The organism is Leptospira sp. GIMC2001, assembly GCF_028462125.1.
GTDB lineage: Bacteria > Spirochaetota > Leptospiria > Leptospirales > Leptospiraceae.
Map to the genome: position 1 here is coordinate 1134927 of NZ_CP115468.1, position 17998 is coordinate 1152924.

General features: G+C 37.2%; 14 protein-coding genes and 1 other RNA gene. 12 read left to right on the plus strand and 3 right to left on the minus strand.

Annotated features, from left to right (window positions below; all coding sequences use genetic code 11):
• Nucleotides 1-23 precede the first annotated feature (23 nt).
• From mutL to O4O04_RS06555, 3 genes are all read left to right on the plus strand, one after another.
• On the plus strand, nt 24-1853 hold the full coding sequence (mutL, locus tag O4O04_RS06545; RefSeq protein WP_272534964.1) for a DNA mismatch repair endonuclease MutL: 1830 nt from the start codon (nt 24-26) through the stop codon (nt 1851-1853).
• Nucleotides 1854-1947: 94 nt separating this feature from the next.
• Nucleotides 1948-2556 carry an RNA polymerase sigma factor gene (locus O4O04_RS06550; protein ID WP_272534966.1) on the plus strand — a complete coding sequence of 203 codons (609 nt, stop codon included), beginning with the start codon at nt 1948-1950 and terminating at the stop codon, nt 2554-2556.
• Complete coding sequence (locus O4O04_RS06555) at nt 2546-3103, plus strand: hypothetical protein (protein WP_272534967.1); 558 nt, start codon at nt 2546-2548, stop codon at nt 3101-3103. The genes O4O04_RS06550 and O4O04_RS06555 overlap by 11 nt, the downstream gene beginning before the upstream one ends.
• Here O4O04_RS06555 and O4O04_RS06560 read toward each other — a convergent pair.
• On the minus strand, nt 3081-4004 hold the full coding sequence (locus O4O04_RS06560; protein WP_272534968.1) for a tetratricopeptide repeat protein: 924 nt from the start codon (nt 4002-4004) through the stop codon (nt 3081-3083). The two genes, O4O04_RS06555 and O4O04_RS06560, sit on opposite strands and share 23 nt — an antisense overlap.
• A gap of 234 nt (nt 4005-4238) precedes the next feature.
• Here O4O04_RS06560 and O4O04_RS06565 point away from each other — a divergent pair, with 234 nt between their 5' ends.
• Together O4O04_RS06565 and O4O04_RS06570 are read left to right on the plus strand one after the other, a co-directional pair.
• The gene (locus tag O4O04_RS06565; RefSeq protein ID WP_272534969.1) at nt 4239-5111 is read left to right on the plus strand and encodes a DUF4912 domain-containing protein; all 873 of its coding nucleotides are present in this window, start codon (nt 4239-4241) and stop codon (nt 5109-5111) included.
• A complete protein-coding gene (locus O4O04_RS06570; RefSeq protein WP_272534970.1) occupies nt 5108-6694 on the plus strand; it encodes a glycoside hydrolase family 57 protein in 1587 nt (528 codons plus the stop codon). The genes O4O04_RS06565 and O4O04_RS06570 overlap by 4 nt, the downstream gene beginning before the upstream one ends.
• Here the strand turns inward: O4O04_RS06570 and O4O04_RS06575 are convergent.
• A complete protein-coding gene (locus O4O04_RS06575) occupies nt 6678-7145 on the minus strand; it encodes a hypothetical protein (RefSeq protein WP_272534971.1) in 468 nt (155 codons plus the stop codon). The genes O4O04_RS06570 and O4O04_RS06575 overlap by 17 nt on opposite strands.
• A 68-nt stretch (nt 7146-7213) precedes the next feature.
• Here O4O04_RS06575 and rnpB point away from each other — a divergent pair.
• An RNA gene (gene rnpB, locus O4O04_RS06580) (RNase P RNA component class A) lies at nt 7214-7685 on the plus strand.
• Nucleotides 7686-7695: 10 nt separating this feature from the next.
• Here the strand turns inward: rnpB and O4O04_RS06585 are convergent.
• Nucleotides 7696-9318, minus strand: a complete 1623-nt coding sequence (locus O4O04_RS06585) for a nuclease-related domain-containing DEAD/DEAH box helicase (protein ID WP_272534972.1) — start codon at nt 9316-9318, stop codon at nt 7696-7698.
• Between the two features lie 82 nt (nt 9319-9400).
• Here O4O04_RS06585 and O4O04_RS06590 point away from each other — a divergent pair, with 82 nt between their 5' ends.
• The 6 genes from O4O04_RS06590 to O4O04_RS06615 are packed head-to-tail and all read left to right on the plus strand — an operon-like array spanning nt 9401 to nt 17925.
• Nucleotides 9401-10051, plus strand: a complete 651-nt coding sequence (locus O4O04_RS06590; RefSeq protein ID WP_272534973.1) for a hypothetical protein — start codon at nt 9401-9403, stop codon at nt 10049-10051.
• A gap of 60 nt (nt 10052-10111) precedes the next feature.
• Nucleotides 10112-11917, plus strand: coding sequence for a flagellar hook-length control protein FliK (locus O4O04_RS06595; RefSeq protein WP_272534974.1), 1806 nt, complete (start codon nt 10112-10114; stop codon nt 11915-11917).
• A 9-nt stretch (nt 11918-11926) separates the two neighbouring features.
• On the plus strand, nt 11927-12763 hold the full coding sequence (locus O4O04_RS20405; RefSeq protein ID WP_336297495.1) for a flagellar hook capping FlgD N-terminal domain-containing protein: 837 nt from the start codon (nt 11927-11929) through the stop codon (nt 12761-12763).
• A gap of 51 nt (nt 12764-12814) precedes the next feature.
• On the plus strand, nt 12815-14209 hold the full coding sequence (gene flgE, locus O4O04_RS06605) for a flagellar hook protein FlgE (protein WP_272534975.1): 1395 nt from the start codon (nt 12815-12817) through the stop codon (nt 14207-14209).
• A 48-nt stretch (nt 14210-14257) separates the two neighbouring features.
• Nucleotides 14258-16804 (plus strand): tetratricopeptide repeat protein, encoded by a 2547-nt coding sequence (locus O4O04_RS06610; RefSeq protein WP_272534977.1) that lies wholly within the window; start codon nt 14258-14260, stop codon nt 16802-16804.
• Between the two features lie 2 nt (nt 16805-16806).
• Entirely contained in the window at nt 16807-17925 is a 1119-nt protein-coding gene (locus O4O04_RS06615) for a hypothetical protein (RefSeq protein ID WP_272534978.1), read from the plus strand.
• Nucleotides 17926-17998: the final 73 nt, after the last annotated feature.

The window sequence follows — 17998 nt, forward strand, 5'->3', positions numbered from 1 at the left end:
GCAAAATCTGGAATCTTGGATGAATGGGAAGAATCCAAGAGCTCAGTCCAGACCTCATTAACAAAATAGCTGCAGGTGAGGTCATTGAATCTTCTCATTCCGTAATTAAGGAACTCGTGGAAAATGCAATAGATGCGGGAGCCACAGAAGTAGTAGTTGAGACAAAAGGTTCTGGATTAGAACTCATTCTCATTCGAGACAATGGCTCAGGAATTCCTGAATCTGATTTAGAACTTGCTGTAACTAGACATGCAACGTCAAAGATTGTAGAACTCAATGATTTAGATTCACTATTAACTTACGGATTTCGTGGAGAAGCACTCGCCTCCATTGCATCCGTATCCAAGATGAGTCTTGAAAGTGGAATTGCAAATGAACGATTTGCTTATCGAATCGAAATGGATCTTGGAGCAAATATTAGCAAAACTCCGATTCCACATTTTCAAGGAACCAAGATTGAGATTCGAGATTTATTTTACAATACGCCAGTTAGGCGAAAGTTCCTAAAATCAGAACTATCCGAAGACAGAAAGAATAAATCTAGAATTCAAGTATCCGCATTAACAAGACCAGATGTTTGTTTTCGTTTTGTCCAAAATGAAAAGGAAGTTTACCGTTTTGTAAGTGAGTCTTTGTATGAGAGAATCATTTCTATATTTGGAGAAAACCTACGAGATCATTTGATACCCATAGAACATGAGAAAAATGGTTTAAAGGTCAATGGATTTATTAGCGATCCAGATTTCTATCGTTCGAATCGTTCGGGACAATTTTTCTTTGTGAATAACAGACCAATTGATATTAAGCATGGATCATTTCTGATAAAAAAATGCTATGATGAATTGCTTCCGCCAGGTGCCCATCCTTGGTGTTTTTTATATTTTGATATTGCACCAGATCGCATTGATGTCAATGTCCATCCGCAGAAGAGAGAGATTCGTTTTTTAGATGAAGAATTTTTCTCAGCTTTTTTTATCAATGCAATCCAGAAACAACTTAGGTCATCAACTCCTGTAAGTTTTCTTGAGTTAAAGAAAAGGCTCTCTTCTCCGATCCGCTCCAATTCCAATTATAATTTTTTCCAGAAGGGCAGTGCTATCGGCGCAAGCTTCAACTCCAACACATCTTTGAATGAAGGAATGTTTTCGCAGTCTACTCAAGATATTTTACATCGTGATTTATATCCAACTGCTTTGAAGAGAGAATCATTTGATTTATCGCAGACTGGTGCCGGAGTAAATTTGCATGAGTTAAGTGAGAATCCAAGAAAACATTCTGAGTTCATACCCAAGAAGCATTATGGGATACTATTTGAAACATTTATATTGGCTGAAGCAGAGGACGGACTGTATATCATCGATCAACATACAGCACATGAAAGAATTCGTTATGAAGAAGTTTTGAATCGCCTCAAGCAGAAAAATTTTGGAATTCAACCACTCCTAACACCGATTCGCCTAGACTTGTCAGTTGATGAAGCAGAAGAAATCCTAGGTCGTATTGATGCTTTCAAAGAATTGGGAATCAGTATTGAAGACTTCGGAGATGGAAGTTTGGTTGTTCGAGAAGTTCCTGGTTATATGGATTCAGGTTCCGAGAAGGATACAATATTGGATTTTCTCAATCGGAATTTACATCCTGATGTAGCAGAGCCCGAAATCTATGATCTAATGGCTAAATGTGTTGCTTGTCGTTCGGCGATTCGCAAAGGGGATCAAGTAAGTGATACGATCATTTCTGAGATTTTGAATCGATTGAGTTATTGTGAAAACCCATCTCGTTGCCCACATGGTCGACCGACTCTGGTTCGTATGACAAGAGATGACCTGGAAAGAATGTTCCATCGTAAGTGATCCCTTTTTTTGAACCGAATTCTATGTCCAATATCTGGATAAAAATTTTCTATCCTTCCAATTATAAAATTTAATACTGTCCTCGGATACCCGAATGAGCAAAAATATATTAGCTAAGAAAGGAATGACGATGAGGGAGAAAGAAATCATTCTCCTTCAGAAAATCAAAAGTGGGGATCAATCTGCTTACATGATATTGGTGAATCCATACCGAGAGAGACTGTTCCGAAAGGCAGTTTCCATGGTAAAAGATTCAGACGATGCTGAAGACATTGTGCAAGATGCCCTAATTTCTGGTTATAAGTCGATTCAAAACTTTCGCGCGGAGGCTGGTGTTTATACCTGGCTTTATAGAATCGTTGTAAATAAATCCAAAGACCTACTCGCCAAGAAGAAAAGAGGGCGAGAGAAGCCCATGGATGACAACCAAGACAATCAATTTATTGACGAACGTCTTGGTTACGAAAAAAAATTGGAACTTTTTGAAGAATCCAAGTATCTAAAGGACAAGATTGATGCTTTGGAAGATATCTACAAGCAGGTCATAGAGCTTCGTTACTTCGAAGAGATGTCCTACTCGCAGATTGCCGAGGTTCTAGAATGCAACATCGGGACGGTTAAGAGCCGACTCTTTAAAGCTAAGGAATTTTTGAAGCATTCTATTTTGCAGGACGAGAAAGGAGAAGGATACTTTGGCTCTTGAATTAAATATACTAACACGTTTGCGCGAGCTTATATCGCGAGAAGAGAAATCAGAAGATTTGGTTTTGGAACATAAACTGGTCGACTTGTTTAGCCAGCTTCGCAAATGGGAAGACAGCAATGCTCCAAAATTATCGGTTGCATTCGATGAGAGAGTTCTTGCCCATCTAAAAACCGTAGAAATTGACAATCCTTCTTGGAAGGAAAAAGTTCTTCCGTATTTGCTCGAAAATAAGCCAATGCAATACGGTCTGTCTGTTGCAATGGCGTCAGTATTGGCTGTTGTTTTGATTTCTCGTAGCGCGTCTCCTGTTACAGAAACCATTGCTGAATCAGCTGGTGTGATCATTGAGAACACATCCTACTTGGATAGACCATCTTCGATCGAGTATGCTGACTCTTATCACAAGAGAGTATTTTTGGATCAAGTGAAGCAAGATCCGAAAAGCTTAGAGACACTCAATCGGTTGGAGAACTATTATATCTCCACTGGAAGAAAGAGTGTTGCCTCTGAGATTCGCACGATCATAGAAGAAGCAAGTCGTTAATAGCCTCTTTTGAGTCCGCCAGGATTTTTCTTACAAAAGAAATTTCCTGGGGATAGACTTTATCACTAAATTTTTCCAACACAACCGAACCAATCATCACAATTTTTAAGTTCAATTTGTTCGCAAATTTCCCTTGAATATTATTTTTCGAGTCTTGAAGTCTTTGCAATTGGTTTAGATAATAGTCTAGATCAGAGTTGGTCGCAGGAATGGAATTAGCAAATACCCCAGCCAATTGACAAGATACTGGAAGAAGATGGGATATATATTCTTGATCTACGCCTGATCTTCGAAGTCTTTCTAAATGAATTTTTATCGGTTCCCAAATAATATTCTCAGATCGAAAGCGAGTTGGATCATCCAGAAATGCGCGCTTGTACAATTCTTTTCCTTCGTCTAGGCGACCAACACCGATGAGACATTCAGCACGCAGAAAACTTAAATCTGAAGATTGGTGGTCTAGATTTCCTGAATATTCTAATAATTCTAAAGCCTTAGCAAAATTGCCCAATCGAATGAAGCAGATAACTAGACCGCGGAGAGTCTCGCCATCGACACCGTTCCAGCCTTCCAGACGAAAGCTGATTCCGAGATGATGGGATGCTTCTTCAAGAACACATTGTAGAGTAGCAGTGTATGCTTCTTCTCGAGGAATTCTGCGGTTGATAATCTCATTTTCAAAATCATCTAAATATCTAAGAATTGCCTTACCTCGATCTTTGCCTTCTCTAAGACTCATGAGATGATCGATTTTGTTATCCCAATAACTTGCGATAAAGTAGGAGTTGATCCAATCTAGATTGTCGGGGTTCTGATCTAGAAGTTGGGAGAATAGATGCCTTGCTTTCTCGAATTCACCTTCGCGTAGAAAAAAATAAGCTTCATCCAGATTGCCATTCATGTATAATATAAAGACTAGTGTTTAGAATTCTTGCCTGAGCAGTTCAAAAAAATGGATTCTTACCGTTTCCAGATACGATCCAATAAAAAAATACATATCCAAATTGTAATTTATTACCATTCTAAATGAGTTGTTCCTGTTTTAGCTATAGATAGTTTATTTCCTGTTCGGACCTAGGTCAAACAAAAAAGAATTGAAGCCCGATAAGTCAGCATTCAAAATGGGAGAAGCATCATGACTCCCAAGAAGAAAATTGTAAAATCGCAATCTAAGAAGAAGGCTACTTCGCAACAAGATGTTTCTTCTAAAGGAAAAGTTGCAGCAAAGAAAAAAACTGCAGAAAATACTAAGTCGGCTTCTAAGACTAAAGCGATCCAGTCGAAGGATACAGTTACGAAAACGACTCCTGCGACCGAGAAAAGCTCCATACCTAAAAGTTCGGATTCTAAGATATCCAAATCATTTTCAGTAAAAAAAGCTAATGAACAATCCCAAAGTTTCGCACAAGATTCCTTTATATACGAAGATGATCATTTACAAAAACCTATTTCCAATCCGAATCGAGACATCATAAAGATTCTTATACGAAACCCTCATGAAGCATTCGTGTTTTGGAATATACTCCCATCTACTTATGCAAGAGCTGTAAATTTCTTTCATGCATCGGAAGATCAGATTGGCTTGAAGATTGATATTGAATATCTTTCGGGCCAAGGCAAAAAACAATCTCAATCTATCCAATTACATCCACTGTCACAAAGTTATTTATTTCGATTTGATAAACCAGTTACTCATCTATCAGCAAATCTCTCAGCAATTCATGAAGGGATTGGTTTTCACTTATTTGATTGTGCTCCTGTTAGCTTACCCAGAGATGAATCATCCGATGTATGGGATGAAGATTGGGTAAATCCGGAATGGGTAAGAACAGGAATTTTGATAAAAGGCCAAGATGGCAAATATCGATTTGCTATGGCGAGTGAGCAGAGTGAGATTGATCCAGTGACTCGTGAGAAACTGAGATCTGCCCTTGAGCAGAGATTAGGTGGATCTTCTCCTTTTGGTTCTTCATTTGGAAGTTCAACTTCCCAAGGATTTTCCAAATGACACCGATTGGTAATTTACTTTTTGTTCTGCATGCCCATCTACCGTTCGTTCGTCATCCTGGATACAAGCGTCCATTTATAGAAGAGAACTGGCTTAATGAGGCAATTTTGGAAACCTATATTCCGCTTCTAAGAGTTTTTGAGAATTTAAAAAAGGACGGAGTCTACTTTCGAGTGACTATGTCTTTTTCGCCTACTCTTACTTCTATGCTCACAGATCCTTATCTCCAAGATAAATTTCGATCCTTTATTCGGAATTTAATTCAATTGGCAGAAAAGGAAGCAAGTCGCACAGATTACGATCCTCATCTGAACTATCTATCCAAAAGATATCTAGAGCATTTCGTAGATACAGAACGTATTTTCGAAGAGTGCGGTGGAGATTTAACTATTGCTTTTCGTAAATTTCTAGAAGAAGGAAGTTTAGAAATCATTACTTGCCCAGCAACACATGGATTTCTTCCTTTTATGGAAAGCGAACCGTCGGCTGTTCGAGCGCAGATAAGGAATGGAAGAAGATCTCACCGTAGAGTCTGGGGTCGCGATCCAAAAGGAATATGGCTTTCTGAATGTGGATATTTTAAAGGTTTAGAAAAATTCTTAGCTGATGAAGGAATTCGATATTTCTTTGTAGATTCGCACGGAATCGAACATTCTGTACCCAAACCATTGTTTGGAGTTCATGCTCCAGTTGAAGTTGGTTCAGGTGTATTTGCTTTTGGGCGAGATCAAGAAAGTTCGAGACAAGTCTGGAGTGCTCAAGATGGCTATCCTGGAGATTTCCGATATCGTGAATACTATCGAGATATTGGACATGATTTAGATTATAATTATATAAACCATTTTCTCAATTCCGATGGAATTCGAATCAATACTGGAATTAAATATTACCAGATTACTGGCAAAAAACAAGATAAACAATACTATAACCCTGATGCTGCGATGGAAGCGTGTGGATTACATGCTACGGATTTTTTAAATAGAAGAATCGAACAAGCAAAACAATTCCATTCAGAATTTGGACAACCTGCCATAATCGTTAGTCCATATGATGCAGAATTGTTTGGCCATTGGTGGTATGAAGGTCCACAATTTATTGAATTTTTATTCAAGAAAATCCATTTTGATCAGACTTCTATAAAACCGATTCACGCGATGGAGACTCCAGGAGTAATTCCGAGGATTCAAAGTGTTGGTATGTCGATGTCAAGTTGGGGCGAAAATGGATATGGAGATGTATGGCTCAACCCAACAAACGATTGGATATATCCACATTTATTGTCCTGTGCGATTGATATGCATGAGATGGCAAACATTTACAAATCAACGGAAGATGCCTGGGAAATTCGTGTGTTGAAGCAAATGGGTCGAGAGCTATTGCTTGCGCAAAGTTCAGATTGGGCTTTTATTATGAAGACTGGAACCATGGTTGACTATGCAGTTCGTCGAACCAATGTTCATGTGAACTGCTTTCAAAGTCTCAAAGCTGTGCTAATGCGAAAAGATGAGCAAGATCCAATTCTTGAGAGGACAGAATTGGAGCATAATATATTTCCAGATATTGATTTTAAGGACTGGTTGTAAGGTTCGTTAGTTGAACAACAGATCTTTCATCGCTTGGACAAGATTTCCAATTGGCAGACAACTCAATAGATGGATTGATATTTCTATCTAAGTATCTGTAGATCTTTGCCGCTTGGGTAAAATGTGTTTTGGCTTTGCAATATTCTGAAACCCGGATCAAACTTCCTACGATCGCAAGATGATTTCTTGCAGTTTCTTCGGACAGACTCATTCCCATTTCGTAACGGATTCCTAAAGCGACAGAAAGATCTTGAATGGATTCACGAAATTTACCAGTTTCTTGCAATTTCATTCCAGATAGGAAATGATTTTTTGCAGTTTCCATAGCTTTGGAAGCTCGTTCTTTCATGACGATTGATTTCGCTAGAATTTTGGCATCGACCGAATCGTTCGCAGCCAATTCTGCTGAGAAAATAATCAATATGCTAATTAAAAAAATAAATCTTTTCATAAACTGCCCCTTACTCATCTATTCTAAGTATTGCAGAAATCGTGCCAATTCGTCCAATGGTATTGGAAAGTCTCTGCTGGGCGACCGCTCGTTGGATACTCCATTTGCCATAGGACGCAAGTCTTAAGGCTTGGAATTGCAACGGGAGGAAAGTCCGGACACAAGGAAACCATCAGTCCAGGTAATGCCTGGTTCTTTGTTGGAAAATCACTTCTGGGTTTACCTGGTTTTGATTGACCCTCAAGGAAGGAAAGTGCCACAGAAAATATACCGCTCAAGCACCATTTTACGCTCGCAAGCGGTATCCCCGTTAACGAGCTAAATGGTGCTGGGTAAGGGTGAAATGGCGAGGTAAGAGCTCACCGCTTCGATCGTAAGAAAGAGGGCATGGTAAACCCACTGTAGTGCAATCCCAAGTAAACGGCCGTTTGTAGCAGGTTTCGCGAGGCCTTAGGGTAGGGAGCATGTCTTGGAAATTCATTTCCAAGCTAGATAAATGGTCGCCCACGACAGAATCCGGCTTATAGGTAGAGACTTTCCGCTTTTTTTATTAATTATTTTTTTTCTTAAATAGTGTTACAAGTTGTTCACGAAGTTTTTCGGGAAATATGATGGAACATACGGATGTTGTTCTAGTTAAAGCATCATAGTAAGATTCAAAATACGCTGGGTCATTGAAATCACTAATGCCAATCAGAATGACAAATCTTGCTTCGCGACCATGAAATTCATGCAAGTCGGCAATTCTCACGGAACTATTTCCAGAATGACTTCTATTGATATGGTGATTTCCATTATAAGCAATCACGAGAGGCTGTCCGTTTTTGGTGGAATCATAATAATCAATAATTTTTTTTGTAAGATCGGGATTGAGAGAAAGTATCACAATTTCTTCTTGTTCTAGATCCAATTCACGGAGTCCGTATTGAATAGACCAACTCAACTTTTGAAAGATTTCTTCTTCAGATTCAATCGTAACATAATGAATTCCTGTTATATCCGGAAGAAGACTCGGAATCACTTCCTTACGTCCTAATATGCAGGCCTGCTCATATACTTTTCTAGGTGTGCGAATATTTTCTTTCCAGACAACTTCACGGTCAGCAATTCCTTTGAGTTGCGTTAAGGCTTCTTTATATTTTAAAATATCGATCGACTTATAAAAATCTCCAAATAACAGCCATTTGCCTGCACTCATTCCACCCTTGAGGATTGAATCAAGTTTAGAAATAAAGTCTTGATTCAAATACTCTTCAGTGGAATCTAGAATTAAAAATTCGGATTTTTTGGTCAGTGTATCAAAATTGTTTTCATTTATAAAATGTACAAATCGCCAATCTCGGAAACGAGAAAATCTATTGGCTAAGTAAGTGTTGCCGGTTATGAAAACTGTTTTGATTCGCTCCAATTCAAGACGGCGAGCTTGTTCTAAGGCTACAATTGTTTTACCACTGCCTGGAATTCCCAAAACAATTGTACGAGAGAATTTTTTTCTCCGAGACAAGAGTTCAAATTGTTCATGTGTAAGTGCAATCAATTTCTTTTGTTGGGAATTTAGACGTGAGTCGAAGTCTTCAACAAAGTTTAGGTTGACTTGGATTATCTCGTTTACATTTTTCATCTGTTCTTGACTGAGAGGAGGTAGGTTGGGATCTTCTAGATCTTTGATAATTTCTCGCATGGTAAGGTTTTTATTTTTTAATTTGGATTTACCTACAAAAAATTCCTTCTCTTTGTCAGGAACTGGAAAGTCCGATGGATCATTCTTTAGAAAAAATATACAAGATTTAAAATAGGCATCGGGAACAGGATCTTCAAACGAATTGTGATTATTTAGAAATTCTCCAAGAATTTTTCTTCCTGATCGAATCTGATCAACAGGGCCTTTATAGGGTTTATTTTCTTGCTCTTCCCAATTCTTACTTCTTCGGTTGTAAAACTTCCAAGTAGAATCTCGATATCTCCATTTTCCATTTTTCAATTCTATGCAAAGAATCAATTTGGGAGTTACGACTATGAAGTCAATTTCTCGCATAGGAACATCTGGAGTTATAAATTTTACAGAATAATAGACTATTGCTTCACGACCCATTTCTTTTTTGAATCTGGCATGAAAGACGGACTCATTTGAGAAGTCCTTAGTATTCTTGGGATAATATTCTGGAAAAATCATATCTACTTATAAAATTCCTTCTTAATTTGAATAGTCTTTTCATTGACTGTCTATATCCACATAGCATTTTGATTATATGATTATGGATCGCAATTTTCAAAATTTTCAATATCAATTAATTCCAATCATTTGCATGGTTTTTATTTCGATGTCATGTGCATCTGGAAATTTATTTCTAAAGATTGAAGAGAACAGTAGCGGAAGCCTTCAATTCCTTCGCAAGGAGATCAACGATCGTAAATCAATATCTCCTAATTTTATCAAAGGTGGAAAGGGAGAAGAATTGGATTTTCAAATTACCTCTCTAGATGTAAAATTTTCGGAGATCCAAAATTTGGGAATGGATGGATCTGATTTTATTTGGATCGAGAAATTTGAAAATGGAAAAAACCACTATTGCCTACTTTTTACATTGGATACTTCCAAGGATTCTGCTTGGTTTAAATATTTCAACATATCCTCTGTTAGTTTAAAGAAGTTCCAAAATGAAGCGATGAGTCGTGACGATCTTGCACGTTTCAATAATCTGACCGATCATGTTGTCTGGGAGATATCGCTTCCGGGTGAGATAATTTCGGTAAAAGACTACGAACCTTTAGGACCCGATTGGTGGATTTCGATCCAGAGTGGGCGTAAAGCAATCTTGAAAATCCCAGCAATTGATATTCTGAACAGTCGCAGAAAGTTTTCCACATATGAGGTTTGTTCTTCCGTGAGACATAAGTCGAATTAGGAAGAAGATAAAGTTTAAAGTTTTATCCAGATTCTTCGATCTTCTACACAGGTAGAGAAAATGAATCTGGGACATATTTCAACAAAACATCAAGAGGATAATTACAAAATCCTAAACGAAGTGTCCGCAGCTGCGGAAATCGAGAATTTGCCCCTCCGACGTGAGGAATCTCCATTTCTTCAAATTCTTACAAGCAATAGAAAAGAGTCATTTGATCCTTTGAGTTCACAATTCGATACCTTGAAGAACGCAACCAAGGCTCAATTAAACCAAGAGACCGCATGGAAGCCACTTTCATCTGGATCCGATGATCCATATTCCTTTGAGGCAAGGCAAGCGGCGAACACATCGTACGGAAATAATTATTCTTCTTATGAACCGATAGGCAAGAGTGCAGATAATTCCACTCTATCCAACGATATTGCAAATGATTACCCTGGATATAAGTCCAGTGATTCCAATAATGAGATAGTTGATTCCGAAGACTGGAATGCCTCCTTGGAGAACGAAAAAGTTGATGAAAATTCTGATTCAGAATCTTTTACAACTCAGGATAAATCTGAATCTACAAAAAATACCATTGGTGCTTCTGATAAAGAAATCAATGAAGAGAGCGCAATGGAAGTCCAAGGCGGAAATACCGACATTTCTTGGATGTCGATGATTTTGAATTCATTGGGAATCAAAAATTCTGGGTCCGAATCTTCGCAAAAACAAACTACTTCTGACTCTGAAATAAAAATCGAAACTTCGAAACTCGATTCCGAATCGCAAAAAAAATCAAATGCTAATTTGGAAAAAAATTCTCAAGAAGAAAAACTCGCAACCAATAAAGAAGTCTCAAACGAATTGAAATCTTTTGAGAAAAAGATTCTAACATCCAGTGATCTAATGGAAAAAATCCAAAGAAGCAAAGAGATGATATCTTCTAAATCCAAATCAGAAAAAAATGATGTTGATTCCAAGGATTCTATAGCTTTGCAATCTAAAGAAATTTTGTCCCAAGACTTGGATGAGAAAACAAATTCTTCAAAAATAAAACAAGATAAGAATGCGCAATCGAATCCAAATTCTATAATCAAGAATGAGAACCTAACTGAAAATTCTGATAAAAATGTCTCCGACGGGAAATCATCGCAAGCAAGAAACATTTTGACCAATGAGAAAGATAACAAGAACATTGCAGATCGTCCGGAGAGATTAGAGTTCACAAAAGAAGTGAACAAATGGGATATCCAAAAAGAAAAAAACATTCAATCTGAGAAATCTTCAGCCAACACAAATAATTTAAAAGATGGTTTGGAATCTATAACAAATTCACAGACATCAAGTAAAGGTGATGGTAACCGTGATGATTCTAATTTTCAACAGAAATCTGATTTTATGAAAACCATGCTTTCTAAAAAAGCGGACGAATCGAATCCATTAGCGGAAAGGTTCTCTAAAGATGAAATCAAAGAGAATATGAATCGATTGGTTGAGAAAGCAAAAATCCAAATCATTAGTCAAGGCAAAAGCCAGGCAGAAATTCGAATGAATCCTCAAGATTTGGGAAGAATGATTTTGAAAATCAATGTGAACCAAGATAAAGTTGAAGGAAGAATCTTAGTGGATTCGGAAGCAGTGAAGGCCGCACTTCAATCTGATATGAGCGGTCTCAAAGAAGAATTGAGAAATCAAGGTTTGAATTTACTATCACTTAGCATTGATGTGGATTTGGGTTCTCAAGCAGATTTTGGTGGCAATAAAGAAGCCATGAAGTTTGGAGAAGAATGGATTCGTAAGTCGAATGAAGAGAAGATTGAATTGTATGAACCAAATGCACGTTATGTGGACCCGAATTCTTTACTGGATATAGTAGCTTAGGATATTAAAATGCCAAACGTTGAATCAGCTAGAAACCAATATCTAAATTCTGATAGAAATATCAATATTCAAGACCATTTGAATAAACTGGAAAAGGAAGAAAAATCTGGACTCAAAGGTATTGAAATCCGTGAAAGTGCCAAGCAACTAGGTAAGGATGATTTTCTGAAATTATTGATTACCCAATTGTCTTCTCAGGATCCTACATCTCCAATGAAAGACCAAGATTTTATTGCACAGATGGCTCAATTTTCATCGCTCGAACAGATGAAAAATATTTCTTCCGGAATTTCACGAATGGAAGCTAAGCAAGCATACAGCGTTGTTGGGAAATTGATTTCTGGCCCAGACTTAGTTACAGGTGATGATGTTGTAGGAATTGCTGCGGCAATTTTCTTTGATGGCGAGGGCAAAACGTACGCTCGAGTCAATGGAAGAACAGTTGATATAGAAAAAATAAACCTTATTAGTGATCCAACTCTTATGGAGAATGGAGGACAGAAGCAAGCGCCTCAAGGAATTCCATCCAATCAAGAACCGAATGTTATTCCTTCGAATCAAGCTGCTCCAGTTAATCCATCTAATCAGATGCAGAATCCTAATCCTGCTAATCAATCATCGAGCGAAGCTCTATCTAGCCCAGCCAATTCTATTGCACAGGACAATTTGTCCGAACAAGAATTGAATCCAATGAATCCTAAAAAGCAAGATAGCACAACGGAAGAATTTCTCCGCAATTCTATAAATTCCAATACAAATAAAAATTTTCCTGCAGGTAATGTAGGAGATGAAAGTATACCAGGTTATCGACCGTTAGCTGGGAAAAATATTCCCTATCAAGATTAAGTTTTTTGTAAATATGACGATTTTTATGTTAAGAGTAAGAGGGTATAAATTATGATGAGGTCACTGTATTCCGGAGTTTCCGGATTGAAAAACCATCAAGTGCGCATGGATGTGATTGGAAATAATATTTCCAATGTTAACACACATGGTTTTAAGACCGAAAGGGTAACCTTTCAAGATATGATCTCTCAAGAGTTATCTGGCGCATCTGAGCCAAAAGATAATATTGGTGGAATCAATCCTAAACAAGTAGGTTTGGGATCGCTGATCGCAGCTATTGATAAAATCATGACACAGGGTTCACTACAAACAACCGGCAAGAATACGGATGTTGCAATATCTGGTGAAGGGTTCTTTGTCGTTAAGAACGGTGATAAAGAATTCTATACAAGAGCGGGCGCCTTCAACGTTGACAAGAACGGATACTATGTCAACCCAGCAACTGGTGTAAAAGTACAAGGTTGGAATGCAAGACGTGATGAAGATGGAAACAAATTCATTAACACAGCATCCTCTGTTGAAGATATAGTTATTCCTCTATATTCTAAAGAGCCTGCTAAAGCTACAACCAATGTGGATTTTCAATCCAACTTGAATGCAGCAGCACTTGCAGTTCCTCCGGATGCAACGGATGAAGAAATTCAAAAGTATATCAATGATCCTGATCCAAATAAGAGAAGAGGTCATTTAACTTCTATTAAAGTTTATGATGACCAAGGAAATACACGTCAATTAGAAGTAACTCTTTGGAAAGTTAGAGAAAATACTTGGAAAGCAAAATTCAATGTTTCTGACTCAAGCCAACTGTCCATTGATGTGAAGGGAACTGGCGGCGAGAATACTCAGATTCCTGGCAATGTGGAACTTGAGCTTGGCTTTAGTCCAGACGGACGAATTGTATCCGTTTCTGACGGAGTCGATAGTATGGCTGCAGGCAAGTTGAATGCTCAAGTAACAATGAGAATTGATGGCAATCCAACTCCTCAATCTTTTACAATGAATTTTGGTGATGCAGGTCTTGTGAACGGAGTAACTCAGTACTCAAGTGATTTTACAACGAAAGCTGTGAACCAAGATGGATATCCAATGGGTTATATGGAAGCTTTCTCCATTGACGACACTGGAACTGTGACTGGAGTATTCTCAAATGGCGTGCGTCAACCTCTTGCGACAATCGCAATGGCAACTTTTACTAACCCAGCGGGTTTGAATAAAGTTGGGGACACAATGTTCAGCTATTCTCTAAACTCTGGTGAAGCGAATATTGGTGAAGCGGGACTTGCAGGAAAAGGCAAAATCAATGCAGGTCTTTTAGAAATGTCGAATGTGGATCTATCCGATCAATTCACTGATATGATCGTTACCCAGAGAGGCTTTCAAGCCAATTCCAGAACCATTGTAACATCTGACCAGATGATTCAAGAAGTTCTAGGTCTCAAAAGGTAAGCTTTAAAAATTCTTGATGCCTAAAACGCTTCCAGGAAGCTGGAAGCGTTGGAAACTCGCAAAAAAATCTTTCTCATAACAATCCTTGCTCTAGGGATTCTTATCTTCATTCTCCCCTTAGCTTTTGGGAATCCTTTCAATCAATCCTTTCAGCGAATTGGTTTTATCAATTATAATTCTAATGAGTCTAGTTTTTCTAGGAAAGAAATTTCTGATTCTTTAGATAACGATTTTTCTTTTAAAGAAAGACCAATTACAGTAGCTATCTACCCGATCGATATTCAAGCGATTCCTTTAGATGCATTCGCAATTGGAATTCAGGATATATGGTCATCCTGGATGATGACAAGTCCATCTTTGGTTTACATCAATTCGAAATCTCATCCGATTGCAGAAGAAATTACTAAGCCTTTAGCATCCATGCGTATTTTTGCAAGGAGCTTGAATGTTGACTATTTGTACTCAGCAAAGCTCAATTTAGTAGACGGTAAACTTTTTATCACACCCATTCTTTACGACCGGGCGGATGATTTGATTCTAAAAGGCAAAACAGTTTTTCTTGCTGAAGACAATCTCTATGAATCAATTCTCGATTCTTTATTTGGTTTATACAACTTAACATCTTCGAATCTAAAAACCAAAAACGCAATCACTTCGATTGAACCAGGTGATCTTGTTTTTGAAAGATACAATCCGTCCGCAGATAGTTTGATTCTATATTTCAAAATGCTTCAAAAAATTGAAAATGCAAAATCTCAATCCCTTTCAGATTGGGAAGATCTAGCAAAAAGAGAACCATTCTTTTGGAATCCATGGTCGTATTATATAAAGGTTCGATTTGCTGGAAAAGAAGAATCATATGATGCGAAGTATTTTCTTGAGAATTTAGGTAAAAAAGGATCAAAACAGTTCCACTTTCAATTAGCTAATATCTCCAGTGAATATGCGGAAATTTGTTTAAAAAAGAATAACCGCTACCAAGTAGTTGGATTATTAGACCTTGCAAGAAGTTTTTACTTATCGTCGGCGAAGACCTATACATTAGAATATGCAAATTTTCTAAGAATCTCAAGCCTGTATTCTCTAATCGAAAAGAACCCAACGGCTGCAAGACTTGATTTATTGAATGCTCAAGAAATCTATACTAGACTTGGACAGAAAAATCATCCATATTATATCAGCAACCAATTCCAGTTGGCTCAATTGTATAGGGAAAATGGACAATCTGCACTTGCAATCATCGAGTTGGAAGATGCACTCAATTCTTCACAGATTAGTCAAAATAGTGAAATACAAAATTCTTACTTTATCTATGCACAGGCGCTATACAATCTTGGAACTCTGAATCTAGAACTCAATCGAGCGAAGGAAGCCGAATCTCGCTTTCTAAAACTGATTGGAATACTACAAGACAATGGTCAAGCAAACTCCGATTTGATGCTTGCTACTCGAGTGAATCTTGGTGCAACATATATAAAGCAGAGATTATGGAATCAGGTGATTTTAAACGGGCTTAAGTTGGATACTGATTTGAAGATACTGGGTCTAGACAAGTCGGATTACGATTCTAAGAATCTCTACAACCTAGCAATGGGTTATGGAATTAAGCAAGCGACTGAAACTGCAAAATTGTACTACGATAGCTATTCTAAAATTACACCATATTCTAAAATTCGACCATATTCAACTATAGCAAATCTTGTGAACTATTCGAATCTACTAAATGGTTCTCAAGAAGTTTTGAATCTGGAAAGCCTAGAACCTGAAACGTTTGAGACAAAAAATACCTATTCAATACCATCGCAAGATATATTGACTGAACCAGAATTGACGCTTCTCCGTTCGTTTACTGGGAAGTATCGAATAGGTGGGCAGACTCAAGAAATTCGTGCAAGAACTTATTCAGATCGGCTAGAAGACCATGATATATTTTTATCGATGCTTCTCGGTAAGAAACAATCAACATCGCCTGAGATGACTCAATTGAAAAAGCTTTTAAAAATCCAACCTAAGCACCGAACCGGAGAAGATATTGTATTTATAGATATTGGACCTGCTTTAGGAAACTTGACTCAACCTGCCATTACATCAATAAGCCTTGCTCGATTGTTTCCAAATATGAATATGGTGTTACTCGAATTACCAGAAGAAGTCAATTTCTTTTTTACAAAAACGGAACAAACGGCAAGAGACAATCTATTAGCATATGATAATATCCGAATCATATCGGGTGATGGTGTAACTCCTCTTAAGAATTGGTTTGCATCTCCTAAAGGTTGGGTGTTGGAGAATCGAAGCATTCCGAAAATAACCAATAAACTAATAATCCTAAGAGCTGCAAATTCGATCGATATTTATGAGCCATTCTCCAAGGTTTATCCTTTTCTCGAATCGATTGTAAAAGATTATTCGGATGAAACTGTAATTTTATTTTTTAACAGAACCATTCTGGTTAAGCCTAAATATTTAAACCGATTTATGATAGTCGGTTCTCAATCACTTCGTGGTTTCTATCACAACAGTCAGAGCTTGGATCGGCAAGGTGATCCACCTTATTGGTTGTCTTCAACTGCCCTTGGCAAAGGAGGATTCTAAATATGGATCCAATATCAAGTTTATACATTCTTCTTGGATTGATTGGTTCTGTAGTTTTTTACACTTATTGGCTTGAGTTTATCAATCGCTCGAACACTTATCCAAGAAATTGGATCATGCTTTATATTATGAATATTTTCTTGCATATGATAAAGGCAATTCTTATCGATGATAAGATTCTAGACTTAAATTTATTTCCTATTTTCGCTTATGCTAATATTAACTTTACAATATTTTTTGTCTTTGCTACAATATTTTTGTCAGATCGAAATTTATCCGTGCAAATTGTATTTCTAATATTGATCTCCATTGTAACTCAGCCTTTATTTTTTGATAAACTAGTTGATATAGATTCATTTGGAACTGCAAGAATCTTCTTTTCTCTAGGAAGTATGTTAGTTGTTGGAATTGTTTTTTTATACAAGTCTTTTGTGACAAATCTAACAATTTCAATAAATTCATCAGAAGATAAAAGTCAGCGACTCAAGGCAGAAATAGATTCTCCATTTAATGTAAGCAAATTGTCTAGCGCATCCATTTTTCTATTTTCTTATGGCTATCTTCCATTGGTTTTTTTGCAGATGGGTCTTGCTGATAATAATAACAATTATGAGATTGGTTGGATGGAAAATATCCGATCCTTGAGTGTGATCTTTATTATGAGCTTGTCTTCTGCATTTTTTGCATGGATAGTTGGTTGTTTCCAAGGCAAATCTAGATCCGATGAATTGGATTGGACGATCATAACAGGTGCGAACACTGGACTTGTGGTTGGCTGCTCCTTACCTATGCAGGCTCCCATTTGGTATTTAATTCTTTTTAGCATATTGATTGGAATGATTGTTGCTTTAATCTATTCAATTGTATTTAGAAAATTAGGAAATCCATTGCTTAGCTTTCAAGTCATTAGTTTGCTCTTAGGTGGAATGATTGGGTTTATGAGTTTGCCTTTGATCAATAATCCAGACCAAAGTTCTTATGAATTATTGATTTTTGTAATGGATCGAGTATATGTTTCTATTCTGATCATATTTGTTTCTGCAATTTTAACATGGATAGGAATCGGACTCGGAATTCTTATCGATAAGTTTCAATTTGGAATCGATCATAAAAATTCATAGCTTTGCTTGTAGGATTCAAAAAATATTTTTCTAAATTTCTGAATTTTTAAACATATAATTCATCTAATCTGTA

Bases quoted from the DNA above. Each gene is read 5' to 3' on its own strand.
- mutL (WP_272534964.1), top strand. From the start codon at position 24: ATGGGAAGAATCCAAGAGCTCAGTCCAGACCTCATTAACAAAATAGCT.
- O4O04_RS06550 (WP_272534966.1), top strand. From the start codon at position 1,948: ATGAGCAAAAATATATTAGCTAAGAAAGGAATGACGATGAGGGAGAAA.
- O4O04_RS06560 (WP_272534968.1), bottom strand. From the start codon at position 4,004: ATGAATGGCAATCTGGATGAAGCTTATTTTTTTCTACGCGAAGGTGAA.
- O4O04_RS06565 (WP_272534969.1), top strand. From the start codon at position 4,239: ATGACTCCCAAGAAGAAAATTGTAAAATCGCAATCTAAGAAGAAGGCT.
- O4O04_RS06570 (WP_272534970.1), top strand. From the start codon at position 5,108: ATGACACCGATTGGTAATTTACTTTTTGTTCTGCATGCCCATCTACCG.
- O4O04_RS06575 (WP_272534971.1), bottom strand. From the start codon at position 7,145: ATGAAAAGATTTATTTTTTTAATTAGCATATTGATTATTTTCTCAGCA.
- O4O04_RS06585 (WP_272534972.1), bottom strand. From the start codon at position 9,318: ATGATTTTTCCAGAATATTATCCCAAGAATACTAAGGACTTCTCAAAT.
- O4O04_RS06590 (WP_272534973.1), top strand. From the start codon at position 9,401: ATGGATCGCAATTTTCAAAATTTTCAATATCAATTAATTCCAATCATT.
- O4O04_RS06595 (WP_272534974.1), top strand. From the start codon at position 10,112: ATGAATCTGGGACATATTTCAACAAAACATCAAGAGGATAATTACAAA.
- O4O04_RS20405 (WP_336297495.1), top strand. From the start codon at position 11,927: ATGCCAAACGTTGAATCAGCTAGAAACCAATATCTAAATTCTGATAGA.
- flgE (WP_272534975.1), top strand. From the start codon at position 12,815: ATGATGAGGTCACTGTATTCCGGAGTTTCCGGATTGAAAAACCATCAA.
- O4O04_RS06615 (WP_272534978.1), top strand. From the start codon at position 16,807: ATGGATCCAATATCAAGTTTATACATTCTTCTTGGATTGATTGGTTCT.